General features: G+C 63.5%; 15 protein-coding genes and 2 pseudogenes. 4 read left to right on the top strand and 13 right to left on the bottom strand.

What is annotated here, in order from left to right; genetic code table 11:
* Positions 1-126: 126 nt before the first annotated feature.
* On the bottom strand, positions 127-579 hold the full coding sequence (locus MFF34_RS23660; protein ID WP_099429055.1) for an Lrp/AsnC family transcriptional regulator: 453 nt from the start codon (positions 577-579) through the stop codon (positions 127-129).
* Positions 580-690: 111 nt separating this feature from the next.
* On the opposite strand from MFF34_RS23660, the gene MFF34_RS23655 reads away from it, so the two are divergent.
* From MFF34_RS23655 to MFF34_RS23645, 3 genes are all read left to right on the top strand, one after another.
* Positions 691-1,305 (top strand): LysE family translocator, encoded by a 615-nt coding sequence (locus tag MFF34_RS23655; RefSeq protein ID WP_238216755.1) that lies wholly within the window; start codon positions 691-693, stop codon positions 1,303-1,305.
* Between the two features lie 66 nt (positions 1,306-1,371).
* Positions 1,372-2,004, top strand: coding sequence for a LysE family translocator (locus MFF34_RS23650; protein WP_238216754.1), 633 nt, complete (start codon positions 1,372-1,374; stop codon positions 2,002-2,004).
* A gap of 87 nt (positions 2,005-2,091) precedes the next feature.
* Positions 2,092-4,227 carry a response regulator gene (locus tag MFF34_RS23645; protein ID WP_238216753.1) on the top strand — a complete coding sequence of 712 codons (2,136 nt, stop codon included), beginning with the start codon at positions 2,092-2,094 and terminating at the stop codon, positions 4,225-4,227.
* A gap of 3 nt (positions 4,228-4,230) precedes the next feature.
* Here MFF34_RS23645 and MFF34_RS23640 read toward each other — a convergent pair whose 3' ends face one another.
* The 10 genes from MFF34_RS23640 to MFF34_RS23595 all read right to left on the bottom strand — a co-directional run bounded on the left by MFF34_RS23640 (position 4,231) and on the right by MFF34_RS23595 (position 13,548).
* Positions 4,231-6,027, bottom strand: coding sequence for an ATP-binding protein (locus MFF34_RS23640; RefSeq protein ID WP_238216751.1), 1,797 nt, complete (start codon positions 6,025-6,027; stop codon positions 4,231-4,233).
* Between the two features lie 206 nt (positions 6,028-6,233).
* Positions 6,234-6,797, bottom strand: coding sequence for an NUDIX hydrolase (locus MFF34_RS23635; protein WP_027595373.1), 564 nt, complete (start codon positions 6,795-6,797; stop codon positions 6,234-6,236).
* A gap of 2 nt (positions 6,798-6,799) precedes the next feature.
* Positions 6,800-7,564, bottom strand: coding sequence for a GntR family transcriptional regulator (locus MFF34_RS23630; protein WP_033697319.1), 765 nt, complete (start codon positions 7,562-7,564; stop codon positions 6,800-6,802).
* Between the two features lie 89 nt (positions 7,565-7,653).
* Positions 7,654-8,043, bottom strand: coding sequence for a carboxymuconolactone decarboxylase family protein (locus tag MFF34_RS23625; protein ID WP_016499260.1), 390 nt, complete (start codon positions 8,041-8,043; stop codon positions 7,654-7,656).
* 102 nt (positions 8,044-8,145) lie between these two features.
* Positions 8,146-8,631: a flavin reductase family protein gene (locus tag MFF34_RS23620; RefSeq protein WP_027595375.1), complete on the bottom strand. Its 486-nt coding sequence runs from the start codon at positions 8,629-8,631 to the stop codon at positions 8,146-8,148.
* Between the two features lie 13 nt (positions 8,632-8,644).
* A complete protein-coding gene (locus tag MFF34_RS23615; RefSeq protein ID WP_027595376.1) occupies positions 8,645-10,126 on the bottom strand; it encodes an aldehyde dehydrogenase in 1,482 nt (493 codons plus the stop codon).
* Complete coding sequence (locus MFF34_RS23610) at positions 10,123-10,956, bottom strand: alpha/beta fold hydrolase (protein ID WP_238216749.1); 834 nt, start codon at positions 10,954-10,956, stop codon at positions 10,123-10,125. The genes MFF34_RS23615 and MFF34_RS23610 overlap by 4 nt, the downstream gene beginning before the upstream one ends.
* A gap of 68 nt (positions 10,957-11,024) precedes the next feature.
* Entirely contained in the window at positions 11,025-11,621 is a 597-nt protein-coding gene (locus MFF34_RS23605; protein ID WP_003256068.1) for an amino acid synthesis family protein, read from the bottom strand.
* Positions 11,622-11,955: 334 nt separating this feature from the next.
* Positions 11,956-12,996, bottom strand: a complete 1,041-nt coding sequence (locus MFF34_RS23600; RefSeq protein ID WP_027595378.1) for an LLM class flavin-dependent oxidoreductase — start codon at positions 12,994-12,996, stop codon at positions 11,956-11,958.
* Between the two features lie 66 nt (positions 12,997-13,062).
* The gene (locus MFF34_RS23595; RefSeq protein WP_027595379.1) at positions 13,063-13,548 is read right to left on the bottom strand and encodes a flavin reductase family protein; all 486 of its coding nucleotides are present in this window, start codon (positions 13,546-13,548) and stop codon (positions 13,063-13,065) included.
* A 317-nt stretch (positions 13,549-13,865) separates the two neighbouring features.
* Here MFF34_RS23595 and MFF34_RS23590 point away from each other — a divergent pair, with 317 nt between their 5' ends.
* Positions 13,866-15,269 (top strand): cytosine permease, encoded by a 1,404-nt coding sequence (locus MFF34_RS23590; protein ID WP_099453786.1) that lies wholly within the window; start codon positions 13,866-13,868, stop codon positions 15,267-15,269.
* Between the two features lie 42 nt (positions 15,270-15,311).
* On the opposite strand, the pseudogene MFF34_RS28390 reads toward MFF34_RS23590, so the two are convergent.
* Both MFF34_RS28390 and MFF34_RS28385 read right to left on the bottom strand, forming a co-directional pair.
* Positions 15,312-15,899: pseudogene (locus MFF34_RS28390) on the bottom strand (methyl-accepting chemotaxis protein); the annotation flags it as partial.
* A 267-nt stretch (positions 15,900-16,166) separates the two neighbouring features.
* Positions 16,167-16,922: pseudogene (locus tag MFF34_RS28385) on the bottom strand (MCP four helix bundle domain-containing protein); the annotation flags it as partial.
* Positions 16,923-17,057 lie beyond the last annotated feature (135 nt).

The following is a 17,057-nucleotide window of genomic DNA, read 5'->3' as shown; positions in this document are numbered from 1 at the left end:
GCTTTGCGGCCCATCGCGGCACAAGGCCGCTCCCACAATGTTCGCGCATGCCCTGTAAATAGGGGCATAACGCGGTCGGTGTGGGAGCGGGCTTGCCCGCGAAGAGGCCAGAGCAGGCCTGCACAGCTACATGGGCAACAGCCGGTCCTGGATCACTTCCTTCATCACCAACGTCGAACTCAACCGCTTCACGTTGGGAATGCTGGTCAGGTGTTCGTCATACAGCTTCTGAAACGCTGGCAGGTCCTTGGCCACCACGTGCAGCAGGTAGTCCGGGTCGCCGAACAGCCGCTGCGCCTCGACGATCTGGGGGATTTCGGCCAACGCTGCCTCGAAGTCCGCCACCGGCTGGCGCGTCACCTCGCGCAGGGTGACGAACACCAGCGCGGCGAAGTTCAGCCCCAGTGCAGTCGGCGCCAGGCGCGCGTGGTAGCCGAGGATAGCGCCCGATTCCTCCAGCGCCTTCAGCCGGCGATGGCAGGGCGACAGGCTCAGGCCCACGCGATCCGCCAACTCGGTCACCGACAAGCGACCATCTTTTTGCAGCTCGGCAAGGATTTTTCGATCAGTTCTGTCCATGGAGAAGAATCTTCCAGCATATGTGCGATGACGGGGAATATACGAAAGAAAATGCCCCGAAGGAATCCGTAATCTTTCTGCATACCAAGCCAAGACATAAGGAAGATTCAAGTGGCAATCAGTGTGCTGACGGCGTTCTGGGCCGTGTCGTTGCTGTTCGTGATTACCCCTGGTGCCGACTGGGCTTACGCCATCTCGGCGGGCATGCGTGGCCGCTGGGTGATGCCTGCGGTGGCGGGCATGTTGTCGGGGCACTTCCTTGCGACGCTGGTCGTGGCGGCCGGCGTGGGCAGCCTGTTGGCGGGGCACCCGTTGGCGTTGACGTTGCTGACCCTGGCAGGCTGCACCTATTTGTTGTGGCTGGGCGGCAACCTGCTGCTCAGCCCGGCGGTGCCGGAAGCCGGGCAGGGCGGTGTTGGCGATAGCGGTTCACGCTGGGCCTTCAAAGGCTTTTGCGTGAGCGGGCTCAACCCCAAGGTGTTTCTGCTGTTCCTGGCCTTGCTGCCGCAATTCACCGACCCGCAGTCAAGCTGGCCGGTGCCGGTGCAGATCCTGCTGCTGGGGCTGGTGCACCTGTGCAGCTCGCTGGTGATCTATTCGCTGGTGGGGTACGGCGCCAAGGCCGTCTTGAGCACCCGGCCAGGGGCGGCGAAGATGGTCGGGCGCGTGTCGGGCGTGGCGATGATCGCCGTGGCCCTGGGGCTGATTGCCGGGCAGTTAGGCTGACGCTACCGGCGCTGACGCCGCTCGGATACACTCGCCGCTACTTTTCGCACAACCAGGATGTGCCCCATGCCCGACACCGCCCAACTGCTGACCTTCGCGCTGATCTGCCTGGGTATGGTGCTGACGCCCGGCCCGAACATGATCTACCTGATTTCCCGTTCGATCTGCCAGGGCCGAAAGGCGGGGTTGATTTCCCTCGGTGGTGTGGCCTTGGGCTTCGTCATCTATATGCTCTGCGCTGCACTGGGCATCAGCGCGCTGGTCATGGCGGTGCCGTTTGCCTACGACGTGCTGCGCATCGGTGGCGCACTGTACCTGTTGTACCTGGCCTGGCAGGCGCTTCGGCCTGGCGGTAACTCGCCATTCCAGGTCCGCGACCTGCCAGCGGACAGCCCGCGGCGGCTGTTCACCATGGGCTTTGCCACCAGCCTGCTGAACCCGAAGATCGCCGTCATGTACCTGTCGTTGATGCCGCAGTTCATCGAGCCCGGTCACGGCAGCGTGCTGGTGCAGTCGCTGGTGCTCGGGTCTACGCAAATCGCCATCAGCGTTTCGGTTAATGCCTTGATCGCGGTGATGGCCGGCTCCATCGCCATGTTCCTTGGCGGGCGGCCCCTGTGGCAGCGCGTTCAGCGCTGGTTGATGGGCACTGTGCTGGCTGGCCTGGCCTTGCGCATGCTGGCTGAAGGGCGCCGTTGAAAAACGTCTGAAAGCAAGGGAACGAACGGGTACTTGCAGGCCTCCTATCCATCAGATGGATGGCAATGTGCCCGGGACCTCCCTGACATGAGATCGCTTCAACAACCCCCCACCGACGCGGGCAACCCACCGTTGGGCTTTCTGCTCAACGGCGGTAGCGTCGGCAGCCTGCTCCAGTCGATGGACTGGCGCGGCTCGCCGGTGGGCCCACCCCACACCTGGTCGCCGCACCTGCAGACGGTGATGGGCACGCTGCTGCCGGCGCAAGCGCAGTGCGTGCTGTTCTGGGGGCCGGCCTACGTGGCGCTGTACAACGATGCCTATGCGCCGAGCATTGGCACCAAGCACCCCCAGGCATTGGGGCGGCCGGCCCAGGAAAACTGGAGCGAGCTGTGGGACGACCTGGAGCCGTTGCTGCGCGGTGTGCGCGAGAGCGGCCAGACTTTCTCGGCCAAGGATCGCCCTTTCTACATCGAGCGCCACGGCGTGGGTGAAACGGCCTATTTCGATGTGTCCTATTCCGCTGTGCGCGAGGCTGACGGCAGCGTTGGCGGCGTGCTGTGCCTGGTGACCGAGACTACCGAGCGCGTACGCTTCCAGCAGCGCCAGGCCTTTTTGCTGGAACTGGGCCGTGCATTACCCGCGCTGGGTGATGCAGAGCGGATCGAAGCGTTCGCAGTAAGTCGGCTGGCACGGCGACTCGGCGCGGCACGGGTCTATTTTGGTGAAGACCAAGGCGACGGCAGCAACTTCCAGGTAGCACATGACTGGTCCGAGGGCTTGCCCTCGTTCGTCGGCCAGCATGCCTACGCGAGCTTCGGTGCTTCGTTGCGCGAGCAACTGGCAGCGGGGCAGGTGGTGCAGCAGCCTCACAGCCTGCATGTGCCGGTCCTGCGCGCTGGCCGTCTGGAGACCACCCTGAGTGTGCATTTCCATACCCCGCACCTGTGCCCTGAAGACGAATGCCAGCTGGTGGAAGAGAGCGCCAAGCAAGCGTGGGCGGCGATTACCCATGCCAGGGCCGAGCGCGCGCTGCACCTGCTCAACGAAAGCCTGGAGGAGCGCGTGGCGTCGGCCCTGGCTCAGCGCGAATCCGCGATGCTGCAGCTGCACGAAGCCCACAAGCTGGAAATGATCGGGCAATTGACCGGCGGCATCGCCCATGACCTCAACAACATGCTCACGCCGATCATTGCCTCGTTCGAATTGATGCGCCGCAACCCACAGTCCGAGCGTGCCCCCAGGCTGATCGACGGCGGCCTGCAGGCTGCCGAGCGGGCGCGCAACCTGGTCGGTCGGCTGCTCAGTTTCGCCCGCCGGCAAACCCTCAAACCCCAAGCCGTATCTCTGGCGGCGCTGGTGGAAGACATGCGTGAGCTGATCGCCCGTTCGCTGGGGCCGACCATTGCCGTGCACGTGCAGGTCGACCCGGCGCTACCGGCCGTGGTGGCCGACCCTCATCAACTGGAGCTGGCCTTGCTCAACCTGGTGGTCAATGGCCGTGACGCCATGGCTGACGGCGGCGAGTTGAGTATCGTCGCCGGTATCGATGCAAACGGCCCGCCGAGGCCGGAAGGTGTGGCCGCGGCGCGGCTGGCCTGGCTACAGGTGCGCGACAGTGGCTGTGGGATGGACGCTGAACAACTGCGCCGCTGCTTCGAGCCCTTCTACTCGACCAAGGCGGTGGGCAAAGGCACCGGCCTAGGCCTGCCGATGGTGCAGGGCTTGGCCGTGCAGTCGGGCGGCGGTTTTACCCTTCGCTCGTGGCCAGGTGAGGGCACCGAGGCGACCTTGTGGCTGCCGACCAGCGATGTGGCGGCAAGCTGCCGCGACAGCGATACAGCCGAAGCGCCATTGGCCGGCCGGAAGAACCACGTGCTGTTGGTCGATGACGAAGCGATCGTACGCCATGCCACAGCGCTGCAACTGCGCGACCTCGGCTACGAAGTGATCGAGGCCGAGAGTGCGGCGGCGGCCTTGCAGCTGGTAGAGCGGGGGCTAGTGCCGGATGTGCTGGTGACCGACCATGTGATGGCCGAGATGACCGGCGTGCGCTTCGCCCAGCAGATGCGCCAGCGCCAGGCCAACCTGCCGGTGTTGATCATTACCGGCTACGCCAACCTGACACCGCGCGAGCTCAAAGGCTTCGAAGTGCTGCGCAAGCCGTACCGGCGTGCCGAGCTGGCACAGAGTGTGGCGCGGTTACTGGCCGCGCAACGGTAGTCTCTATTCAGAAGCCTCAAGGCCGGCAGAGGGCGTTTCTTGCGGCAGATACAGGGTAAACGTCGTGCCCTGGCCTTCGGCGCTGATCACCTCCACATCGCCTTCGGACTGCTTGGCAAAGCCGAACACCTGGGACAGGCCAAGCCCGGTGCCTTCACCGGGTGCTTTGGTGGTGAAGAAGGGGTCGAAGATGCGATCGAGCAGCTCGCTGGCGATGCCGACACCGCTGTCCACTACCGAGATGGCGGCAAAGGGCCCGGCTTGCCCGGCCTGCCCACGCAGGCCGGGCAAGCGTTGGTTGGCCTGAAGGCGCAGGCGCAAGGTGCCTTCCCCGGCCATGGCGTCGCGGCCGTTGAGCATCAGGTTGATGATCGCGGTTTCGAGTTGGCTGAGGTCGGCGCGGATATGGCAAGGCGCCTCTGGCAGTTCGATTTCCACCTGAACCCGTGCACCGGTAGCGGTATCGAGCATATCGGCCATGGCCTGCAGCCGCGGCCCCGCCTCGAACACTTGTGGGCTCAAGGCCTGCCGACGGGCGAAAGCGAGCAGTTGGCCGGTCAACTTGGCGCCGCGTTCGACGGTGTCGGCAATGGTCTTGAGGTAGCGCTCGCGGCGTGCTTCGTCCAGGTTGGGACGCTGCAAAAAGTGCAATGACGAGCGGATGATGGTCAGCAGGTTATTGAAGTCGTGTGCCACACCGCCGGTCAACTGGCCGATGGCTTCGAGCTTCTGCGCCTGGCGCAGCACGGCTTCGGTGTGCAGCAGCTGGGTAGTGCGCTCTTCGACGCGGTGCTCCAGGGAGGCGTTGAGCGCCTCCAGCGCGGCCAGGGCTTCACGCACTTCGGCGTGGGCCTGCACCCGTTGGATATGCGACCAGCAGCGTTCGGTGACTTCGCGGATCAGGCGAAGTTCATAGCCCGTCCATACCCGGGCCGCCTTGTCGTGAATAGCCATCAAGGCGGTGAGGCGACCGTCCTTGATCAGCGGCATGCAGATGGTCGCGGTGATGCCGATGGCCTGGAACGTCGCGGCTTCCTCGGCGGCCAGTTCGCTGAGGTTGTCATTGATCACCAGCGGTTCGCCTGCGCGCAGTCGGCTGACTGCCAGGCGACCGAAGTCGGCCAGGCGGTATTGGCCGATCAGCCGCGGTGAGCCGGGGGCGACGCTGTCGCCGCAGATGTTGAAGCCGTCCTGGTCGGGGTCCATCACCGCGTAGGCGCAGCTGGACAGTTGCAGGTGTTCCACCAGCATGCGGGTGGTGATGGCCATGATCCGCTCGGGGTCGGTGGCATTGGCCACTTCGCGCCCCAGGCCGTCGAGAAAGCTCAGGCGCTGGCTGTTGACCACGCTGGTGGTGGTTTCGGTCACAGTGTCTAGCATGCCCAGTACCGTGCCGTCTTCGCCGCGGATCGGGCTGTAGCAGAAGGTGAAGTAGGCGCGTTCGGGGGCACCGTTGCGGTCGATGACCAAGGGAAAGTCTTCGATGTAGACCGCCTCACCGGCCATGGCGCGTTCGGCCATGGCGCTGATTTCGCCCCAGGCCTCCTGCCACACTTCACTGAACGGTCGGCCCAGGGCCAGGGGCTTGCTGCCGAGGATCTGGGTGAAGGCGTCGTTGTACAGAGTGATCAGCTCGCTGCCCCATAACACGGCCTGTGGGAAGCGCGAGGCCAGGCACAAGGCCACCGAGGTCTTGAGCGCGCTCGGCCAGGCCTCGAGCGGGCCCAGTGGGCTGTGGGTCCAATCGTGCTGGCGGATGCGCTCGGCCATCAGCCCGCCGCCGTCTAGCCATTTCGCCATATGCGCTCTGCCGGTCCTTTTTGCCTGGGAGGATAAGGGTGCACCGAGAATAGCGAATTGGCGAGGGCTTTGTGTCGTCTGTGCGGGCCTCTTCGCGTGTAGGAGCAGCCTTGTGCTGCGAAGAGGCCAGCGAAAGCAGCGAAGATCTCCGCTGTTATCCCCGGCTTCTTCGCAGCACAAGGCTGCTCCTACCGAATCGCGCTGGCTCAGCGAATGAAATGCACCTTGCCGGTATCGTCATTGCCCATGTAGATGCCGTACACCCCGGCCTGGCGTTCCAGGATATAACGCTCGAGAATCTGCCGGATGGCCGGGTAGTAGATCTCGTCCCAGGGGATTTCGTCCGGCTCGAAAAACTTGTAGGCCAGTGTCTCCGGGCCGAACTGGCCGGTCTCCTGCGTGGCGATGGCGCGGAAGATGATGTACACCTCGCTGATCTTGGCCACGCTGAAAATCGAGTAGGGCGAGACGATTTCGGCGTGCACGCCGCTTTCTTCCCACACCTCGCGCAACGCCGCCTGCTCGGTGGTCTCGCCCGCTTCCATGAACCCAGCGGGCAAGGTCCAGGTGCCAGGGCGGGGTGGAATGGCCCGCTGGCACAGCAAGTACTTGCCATCGCGCTCGATGATGCAGCCGGCGATGATTTTCGGGTTGATGTAGTGGATGTAGCCGCAGCCAGTGCAATGCAGGCGTTCGTGGGTGTCGCCTGTGGGAACGCCCCGGGCCAGTTCCGTGGTGCAGTGCGGGCAGTAGCGCGGGGCGTTGGGCATGGTCAGCGGCCTATGCGGGGTTCTATACGTGGCTCTTTGAGGGCCAGGGGCTCGACCATGTCGCGCACCTTGGTGTTGTCATCCTGCTTCTGGCGCAGGTAGTCCAGGGCCACCTTGGCGGCGGCGCGGACGTGATCGACCGAGGCTTGGTGGGCGACCAGTGGGTCACCGCCCTTGATCGCCTCGACGATCTTTTCCATCTCCCGGTTGCTGGCACCGCGGCGGTTTTCTTGCGACACCGAGGTGGCGCGCAGGTAGCTGATGCGGGCCTGCAGTTGGCGCAGCTGTTGGGCGGCAACCTGGTTGCCGGAGCCTTCCAGCAGCACATCGTAAAAGCCTTGCACCGAGTCGAGCACCTGTTGCAGCTCGCCTTCTTCCAGGGCTTCGCGGTTGACCTCCAGCGCGCGCTCCAGGGCGCGAATGTCCTTGGCCTTGGCATTGAGGGTGAACAGCTGGACGATCAGGCCTTCGAGCACGCAGCGCAGCTCGTAGATATCGCGGGCATCTTCCAGGGTAATGATGGCCACGCGCGGGCCTTTGGCGTCGGCGAACTCGACCAGGCCTTCGGATTCGAGGTGGCGCAGGGCTTCACGTACAGAGGTGCGGCTGACCCCGAGGCGGTCGCAAAGGTCGCGCTCCACCAGGCGGTCACCTGGCAGCAAGTGGAAGTTCATGATCGCGGCGCGCAGCTTGTCGAGCACGATTTCGCGCAGGGTAACGGGGTTGCGGTTGACCTTGAAGCTGTCGTCGAGTGGCTGGCGTTTCATCAGGTGCGCTCTTTATGAGGCTGTTGCGCCAACCCGCGGAGCACGCCGAACCGGGCGCTGCTCCTTACGGTGGTTCGAACAGCCCGTTGTTAACGGGTTGACTCCGCATCGGCTTCGGCGAACGCTTCGCGGGCCAGGCGGAAACTGTCCACCGCCGCGGGTACGCCGCAATAAATGCCGACTTGGAGCAGGATCTCGCGAATCTGTTCTCGGCTCAGGCCATTACGCAATGCGCCGCGGATGTGCAGCTTGAGTTCGTGGGGCCGGTTGAGCGCGGAAATCATGGCCAAGTTTATCATGCTGCGCTCTTTGAGCGACAAGCCTTCGCGGCCCCAGACATGGCCCCAGCAATACTCGGTGACCAGCTCTTGCAGCGGCTTGGTGAATTCGTCGGCATTCTGGATCGAACGGTTGACGTAGTCCTCGCCCAGCACCTGGGTGCGGATCTGCAGGCCTTTCTCGTACTTTTCGTTGCTCATTGACCAGCTCCGAATCAAAACAGGGGCCGCAACCAAGGGTGAGAGGGTAGCGCGGCCCCTAAAAAATGGGTGGAACAGGGCTGCAGGGCAGCCCCAAGGTTATCAGCCCAGCGGGGGCAGGGCGCCCAGCTTGCCTTTGTGGTAGACCATCGGGGTGACCGGATCTGCCGGCAACACCAGGTTTTTCACCGCGCCGACGATGATCGCGTGGTCACCGCCGTCATACTCGCGCCACAGTTCGCATTCGATGATCGCCGTGGCCTTGGCCAGCAACGGGTTGCCCAACTCGCTCAGGTGCCAGTCGATGCCCTTGGCCTTTTCCTTGCCCTTGCCGGCAAAGGCATACGCCTCGGCGGTTTGCTCGGCAGACAGCAGGTGAATGGCGAACTGCTTGCTGTCACGCAGGATCGGGTACGTGTCGGAGGCGTAGTTGGGGCAGAACAGCACCAGTGCCGGCTCGATCGACAGCGCGCTGAACGCGCTGGCGGTGATACCGACGATGCCGCCGTCGGCGTCCAGGGTGGTGACCACCGTAACGCCGGACGGGAAGGAGCCCATCACGTCTTTGTAGATGCCTGGTTCGATCATCTCGTGCTACCTCTTAACGCATCACAAACGGGTCGGGCATCGGCGCGGTGGACAGGTTGATCCACACGGTCTTCAGCTCGGTATAGGCCAGCACCGAATCGATGCCGCTCTCACGGCCGTAGCCGCTGTTCTTGAAGCCACCGATCGGCGCCATGGCCGACACCGCGCGGTAGGTGTTGACCCAGATGATGCCCGAGCGTACGTCACGGGCCAGGCGGTGGGCGCGGCCCAGGTCGCGGGTCCAGATGCCGGCCGCCAGGCCGAACTGCGAGTCGTTGGCAATGGCCAGGGCCTCTTCTTCGGTCTTGAAGCGAATGACCGCGGCAACGGGGCCGAACACCTCTTCCTGCATGATGGTCATCGAGTTGCTGTCGCACTCGAACAGGGTGGGTTCGTAGAACCAGCCGTCACCCTCGACCTCGGCTCGCTTGCCCCCCAGGTGCAGCTTGGCGCCTTCGGCCTTGGCCGCAGCGACCAGGCCTTCGACCACGGCCAGTTGCTGGGCGGTGGCCATCGGGCCCATTTCGCTGGCGTCGTCCTGTGGGTTGCCGATGCGGATGCGCTTGGCGCGCTCGACCAGGCGGCTGACGAATTCGTCGAAGATCTCGTCCTGTACCAGCAAGCGCGAACCGGCCACGCAACTTTGCCCGGAGGCGGCATAAATGCCGGCCACGGCGCCGTTGATGGCGCTGTCCAGGTCGGCGTCGGCGAAGATGATGTTTGGCGACTTGCCGCCCAGCTCCAGCGACAGCTTGGCGAAGTTCTCGGCGCTGCTGCGCACCACATGGCGGGCCGTGGCGGCGCCGCCGGTGAAGGCGATCTTGCGTACCAGCGGGTGGCGGGTCAGGGCCGCGCCGGTGCTAGGGCCATAGCCTGTGACCACGTTGACCACACCCGGCGGGAAGCCGGCTTCAAGGGCCAGGCGAGCCAGCTCGAGGATGGTCGCTGAGGCGTGTTCGGACGGTTTGAGCACGATGGTGTTGCCAGCGGCGAGGGCTGGGGCCAGCTTGATGGCCGTCAGGTACAGGGGGCTGTTCCACGGGATGATCCCGGCGACCACGCCAATCGGCTCGTGCACGGTGTAGGCGAACAGGTCTGGCTTGTCCAGCGGCAGGGTGCCGCCTTCGAGCTTGTCGGCCAGGCCTGCGGTGTAGTGGAAGAACTCGGGCAGGTAACCGACCTGGCCGCGGGTTTCGCGGATCAGCTTGCCGTTATCACGGCTTTCCAGCTGGGCCAGGTGCTCTTTGTTCTCGGTGATCAGATCGCCCAGCCGGCGCAGCAGTTTGCCGCGCGCCGTGGCGGTGATGCTGCGCCAGGCAGGGCTTTCGAAGGCACGCTGGGCGGCCTGCACGGCCAGCTCCACATCGGCTTCGTCGGCGTCGGGCAGTTGCGCCCAGGCTTGGGCGGTGGCCGGGTTGAGGCTGTCGAAAGTCTTGCCGCTCTGGGCATCGAGCCATTGGCCGTCGATGCACATCTGGAAACGTACGAGGGTCATGCAACAATCCCCTTGGCGGATTCGGTGAGGGTGCGGGCTTGCTTGAGGAAGTCCAACAGCATCTTGTTGACTTCACGCGGTGCTTCCACCGGCATCATATGCCGTTGCTCGGCGAGGACCACACTGTGCGCCCCGGGGATGCTGGCGGCGAGCTGGCGGGTCATGGCCGGGGTGGAGCCCGAGTCGAGTTCGCCGGTGGCGATCAGCGTCGGCACCTGGATGCTGCCCAGGTCGCTGGCGCGGTACATGTCCTGGGTGGCGAACAGCGAATAAGTAGTGTGGTAGCCCTGCGGGTCGTTGCTCGCCAGCACCTGGCGAATGGCGGCGACCTGCGCCGGGTTGGCAGCCTTGTATTCACGGCTGAACCAGCGGTCGAGGGCCGCGTCGACGTTGGCGTCGGGGCCGAGCTCCGCCGCCTGGGCGGCGCGGGCGATAACGCCGGCACTCTGCTCGGGGGTGCGGTTGAACACGCTGTTGAGCACCACCAGGGCAGACAGCCTGTGCGGGTGGTTGAGGGCGAAGGCACGGGCCACCAGGCCGCCCATGGAGAAGCCGATTACGGTGGCCTGGGCAATCTGCAGGTGGTCGAGCAGCTCGACGAGCTGGGCGGCGTAGCCTTCCAGGCCGGTGTCGGCGGCTGGCAACGCACTCTGGCCGTGGCCGAGCATGTCGTAAGCGATGACGCGGTAGTCGTTGGCCAGGCCAACGAACTGACCGCCCCACATTTCCTTGTTCAGGCCCACACCGTGGATCAGCACCACGGGTTGGCCCTGGCCTTGGTCCAGGTAACTGGTCCCGGCCGGTGTACGTTCAGCGACAGGCTGAATCATGGAGGGCGCTCCTTGAAGGTCGGGCGCGGCGGGTAAGCACGCCACGCCCCGGCCCGTCTTGGTTGTTGTTATTGAGCGTTGGCTTTTTCGGCAGCCAGTTCTTCCAGGTCGATATAGCGGTTGCCAATGCGCGGGTGCAGACGACCGCCGTCGGCAGCGCCCAGGACCACGACGATTTCGTCGGCACGCGGGGCGTCTTCGATCTGCATTTCAAGGGTGATGTAGTGCGAACGCAGGCCTTCGTCGTCCTTCTGCATCATCGGGATCTGGATCGAGGTGCCTGGGCCGCCGCGCTTGTTGGTGAAGCTTAGGTAGCTCTTGGCCTGTACCGCTTCGCGGTAATGGTTGCCGAAACGCAGGGTGTGGATCACGGCAGAGGCGTGTTCGATTTCGCCGTCGGCGCCGACCACAGCGGCTTTACCGTAGGCTTCGATCTTGTCGGCACCGCCGATGGCGGCGGTCAGGCGCTCGACCATCAGTGCGCCCAGCTCGGAGCAGTTGGCACGGATTTCCGGCTTCAGATCTTCTACAAAACCACGACCCGCCCACGGGTTCTTGATCACCACGGCCAGGCCGACCATGGTCACCGGTTTGTCGGTGGCCTTGCCGCCTTCGATGCGGGTCTCTTCGGAGTAGGTGACGATCTTGCGGATTTCGAAACTCATGGGTGGCTCCTGGTGAGGGTTATCAGCTCTTGTTGTCTGATGGTATACCATAATATTTGTTGTGCAATAGGTGTCTGGAAATTTCTATTGCCAGGGGACGAAAGGTGGGCTGATCCCTTGAATCTTGTGGTGTCTGTACTGGCCTCTTCGCGGGTGAACCCGCTCCCACAGGTACCGCGCAGGCCTTGAAAGCTGTGGGGAACCTGTGGGAGCGGGTTTACCCGCGAATGGGCCGGTGCAGGCTGTCACTGAACTTCAAAAAAAGCCCGCTCACGCGGGCCGCAAGGGCCCCCGGGAGCGGGCTGATCCCGCAACTACTTCAGGCAAAGGGAATTCAGGCGAACGCCGGCACCACTTCCTTGATGAACAGCTCGAGCGACTTTTTCTTCTCGGCGTGGGGCAGGCTGTTGTCGCACCAGAAGCTGAACTCGTCGACGCCGAGCTCTTGGTAGTACTTGATGCGCGCGATGATTTCTTCCGGTGTGCCGATCATGGTGTTCTTGCGGATGTTTTCCAGCTGGAACGCCGGCACTTCGGCAAACTTCGATTCCGGGCTCGGCTCCAGGAAGCCGTTGACCGGCACAGTCTTGTTGCCGAACCAGGCGTCGAAGGTGCGGTAGAAGCGCGAGATGGCCTGGGCGCCAACCTTCCAGCCTTCTGGCTCGGACGGGCTGTGCACGTGGGTGTGGCGCAGCACCATCAATTGTGGGCGTGGCACATCCGGGTTGTTGTCCAGGGCCGCCTGGAACTTGTTTTTCAGGTCCAGCACTTCTTCGTCACCCTTCATCAGTGGGGTGACCATGACGTTGCAGCCGTTGGCCACGGCGAAGTTGTGCGAGTCTGGGTCGCGGGCGGCGATCCACATCGGCGGTGTAGCGTTGAACGGTTTCGGCACGCTGGTGGAGGTGGGGAACTTGTACACCTCGCCGTCGTGGGCGTAGTCGCCTTCCCACAGTTTGCGCACCACCGGGACCATTTCACGCAGGGCCTTGCCGCCGTCGGTGGCAGGCATGCCATTGGCCATGCGGTCGAATTCGAACTGATAGGCGCCGCGCGCCAGGCCCACTTCCATGCGGCCGTTGCTGATCACGTCGAGCAGGGCGCACTCGCCTGCCACGCGGATCGGGTTCCAGAACGGCGCAATGATGGTGCCGGCGCCCAGGCGGATCTTCTCGGTGCGCGCGGCGAGGTAGGCCAGCAGCGGCATCGGGCTTGGCGAAATGGTGTACTCCATGGCGTGGTGTTCGCCGATCCACACGGTGCTGAAACCGCCGTTCTCGGCCATCAGGGTCAGTTCGGTCAGGTCTTCGAACAGCTGGCGGTGGCTGACCTGTTCATCCCAACGTTCCATGTGTACGAACAACGAAAATTTCATGGGGCTTTCCTCGGAGCTTGAAAGTCTCGCCTGGCGCGCCAGGCGTCAGTAATAAGGCTAGGTGCTTCAGGCGAAGGCGGGCAGGCTGGCCATCTTGCCGCGGCAGTAGATCATCGGCTGCGGGGCTTGCTCGGGGACGATCAGGTTGTGCACCTTGCCGACCATGATGGCGTGGTCGCCACCTTCATATTCACGCCACAGTTCGCATTCGATGATGGCGGTGGCATTGGCCAGCAGCGGGTTGCCCAGCGCACTCAGGGACCACTCGATGCCGGTGGCTTTGTCTTTGCCTTTTTTGGCGAACGCATAGGCTTCGGCTTGCTGTTCACCAGAAAGCAGGTGAATGGCGAAGCGCTTCTGCTTGATCAGCACAGGGTAGGAGTCGGAGCTGTAGTTGGGGCAGAACAGCACCAGCGGCGGGTCCATCGACAGGGAGGAGAAGGCGCTGGCGGTAAGGCCGACGATCGAGCCGTCGTCGTCCAGGGTGGTGATGACGGTAACGCCGGACGGGAAGGAGCCCAGGACGTTCTTGTAGACGGTTGCGTCGATCATCTCATGTACCTCAGAAGGGCTGCGGTGGTCCGCGGTTTTTATCGTTGATGTGTCTGATGGTATACCGTAATACTCGATTTGCAAGCGGAATTTTCCCCCGCAGCAAAATCACGATGAATGGCGCAAAGCCGCATGGATAGGGGGCTTGGCGGAACTTCAATGCCCCAGCGTCAGCTGCTGAACCGGATCAGTTAGGGTTTTTTAAGCCGAATCAGTGTTGTCAAAAGTTTGGAATACCATAATATGGTCCGCAGCTGAGAGGCCGCCTAGACGCGGTTTCCTTACAAAGATAAAAACGACCTTTCGAGCTGAAAACCATGTCCCAACCGTCATCGCAACACCAGTTTGTCGAGAATCACACGGTCGATTACGTTCCACCTGCCGAGCGCCATGGGAAGGCGCGCGACCTGTTCACCCTCTGGTTCAGCACCAACATTGCGCCCCTGCCCATCGTCACCGGTGCCATGGTGGTGCAGGTATTCCACCTGAACCTGGTGTGGGGGCTTGTCGCTATCGTGCTGGGCCACCTGCTCGGGGGCGTGGTCATTGCCCTGGCCTCTGCGCAGGGACCGCAGCTGGGCATTCCGCAGATGGTCCAGAGCCGCGGCCAGTTCGGCCGTTATGGCGCCCTGCTGATCGTGTTCTTCACGGCGCTGATCTATGTGGGCTTCTTCATTTCCAACATCGTGCTGGCGGGCAAGACCATCCACGGTATCGCCCCGAGCGTGCCGATGCCCGGTGCCATCGTCATCGGCGCCCTCAGCGCGACGGCCATTGGCGTGATCGGCTATCGCTTCATCCATATCCTCAACCGTATCGGTACCTGGGTGATGGGGTCGGCGCTGCTGGCCGGGTTCATCATGATGTTCATCCAGGAGCTGCCGGCCGACTTCTTCAGCCGCGGTGCGTTCAACTTGTCGGGCTTCATCGCCACGGTGTCGCTGGGCACCATCTGGCAGATCAGCTTCTCGCCGTACACCTCCGACTACTCACGCTACCTGCCTAAAGAAGTCGGCATTGCCAAGCCGTTCTGGGCCACCTATTTCGGTGCCACGCTGGGCACCATCCTGTGCTTCAGCTTTGGTGCGGTGGCGGTGTTGTGCGTACCGGAAGGCACGGACGCGATGGACGCCGTCAAGCAAGCCACCGGCTGGCTCGGCCCGATCCTGATGGTGTTGTTCCTGCTCAACATCATCAGCCACAACGCGCTCAACCTGTATGGCGCGGTGTTGTCGATCGTCACGGCCATCCAGACCTTCTTTGCCAAGTGGACGCCGAGCATCAAGGTGCGGGTCATCCTGGCCTCGGTGATTCTGGTGGGCTGCGGCCTGGTGGCGCTGAATGCGTCGGCGGACTTCATCGGCCAGTTCATCGGCTTGATCCTGGCGCTGTTGCTGGTGTTGGTGCCGTGGGCGTCGATCAACCTGATCGACTTCTACCTGATCAAGAAGGGCCAGTACGACATCGCGTCGATCTTCAGTGCCGACGGCGGCATTTATGGGCGCTTCAACCACCACGCGATCATTGCCTATGCGTGCGGGATCGTGGTGCAGCTGCCGTTTGCCAATACGGCGCTGTATGTGGGGCCGTATTCGAACATCGTCGAAGGGGCTGATTTGTCCTGGCTGATCGGGTTGCTGGTGACGGTGCCCCTGTATTACTGCCTGGCGACCCGCGGGCAGAGTGTTAACAGTGCGCGGGCTGTCAGCGTGAACGACTGATGATCAAAACTGGGGCTGCAAAGCAGCCCTAGCTATCTTGAGTCAAACCTTGAACTGGGCAACCATCCCATTCAGGTCCACCGCCAACCGCGACAGGTCCTGCGCCGCCGCACTGGTCTGATTCGCACCCGCCGACGTCTGCATCGCCAGGTCGCGAATATTCACCAGGTTACGGTCTACCTCCCGCGCCACCTGCGCCTGTTCCTCCGACGCACTGGCGATCACCAGGTTGCGTTGGTTGATCGAGGCAATCGCTTCGGCAATCACCTCAAGTGCCTGGCCTGCAGACTGGGCCACTTCCAGTGTGCCCGTGGCACGCCCTTGGCTGCTGTGCATGGCGCTTACCGCGCGCTCGGTGCCGGTCTGGATACCCACGATCATCTGCTCGATTTCTGCCGTGGACTGCTGAGTGCGGTGGGCCAGTGCGCGCACCTCGTCGGCGACTACCGCAAAGCCACGGCCTGCCTCACCGGCCCGTGCTGCCTCGATGGCGGCATTGAGCGCCAACAGGTTGGTTTGCCCGGCGATCGCGCCGATCACATCGAGCACGCGGCTGATCTCGTTGGCGTTGTTGGCCAGCAGTTCGATCTCGGCCGAGGTACCGGTGACGTCGTCGACCAGGTGCTGGATCGACGCCAAGGCCTGGTTGACCTGGTCGCGACCGTCGCGGGTGGTGCGGTCGGCGCCTTTGGACGCGTCTGCGGTACTCACCGCGTTGTTCGCCACTTCTTCCACGGCGGCGGTCATCTGGTTGACAGCGGTAGCGGCCTGGTCGATCTCCGCACTTTGCTGGTGCAGGCCGCGGCTGGTGTCCTCGGTGACGGTGTGCAGCTCTTCCGAGGCCGAGGCCAGTTGGTCGGACGATGCGGCAATCTTGCGCAGGGTGTCGCGCAGGCTGTCTTGCATGCGGCTCAAGGCGCGCAGCAGTTGCGCCGGTTCGTCGCGGCCGATCACGCGGATTTCGCGGGTCAGGTCGCCGGTGGCCACGCGCTCGGCCACGGCCACCGCGTCGGCCAGGGGCACGACGATGCTGCGGGTCAGCACCGTGGCGATGGCTGCCAGCGCGAGCATGATCACCAGCAGTGAACCGATGATGGCGGTCAACGCTTGGTCCGCGACATCGCTGCTACGCTGCGAAGCCACTTCAGCGCCTTTGCTGTTGTAGGCGATCAGTGCCGCCATGGCTTTCATCATGCTGTCGGCGTGCAGGGTGAGCGGGCCGTTGATTTTCTGCCTGGCCTGGTCAATGTGCCCGGCGGCGATGTCGTCGAGCACCTGCGCCTGCAGGTCGACGTACTGTTGGTGGGCAGTGCTGAAGGCATTGAACAAGGCGCGGTCGTCGGCGGCGATGATGGTGCTGTCGTAGTCCTGGAGGCCGTCCTTGAGCTGAGCGTTGATGCCTTTGAGCATCTCGAGGTTGCGTGCGCGCTCGCTGTCATTGTCATCCAGCGCCGCGCGCAGCGTCACGGCGCGGGCCCGGCCGAGGTTGCTGCTGATTTCACTGAGTGCGACCACGGCGGGCAACCAGGTGACACGGATCTCGTCCGTGGCCGTGTCCATTTGCCGGGTCTCGTAGAGGGCGATCAGGCCCATGCCCAGCACCAGTGCGCCCAACAGGGCGAATACGCTGGCTGCGCGAATGCCGATCTTCATATTCCGTAACTGCATGGAATGCTCCTTGACGGTGGCGTGCAGGCGTCAAGAGCATGGACGGAAGGCCGGGTCACCGGGGGTGGTGCCAGCTCTCGATGCGCTGCGGATTTAGTGTGTGTGCCTCACCCTCGGAAA

The sequence above is a fragment of the Pseudomonas sp. PAGU 2196 genome (assembly GCF_022179005.1).
GTDB classification, from domain to species: Bacteria; Pseudomonadota; Gammaproteobacteria; order Pseudomonadales; family Pseudomonadaceae; genus Aquipseudomonas; species Aquipseudomonas kermanshahensis.
This window is presented reverse-complemented; position numbering and strand designations above follow the sequence as displayed.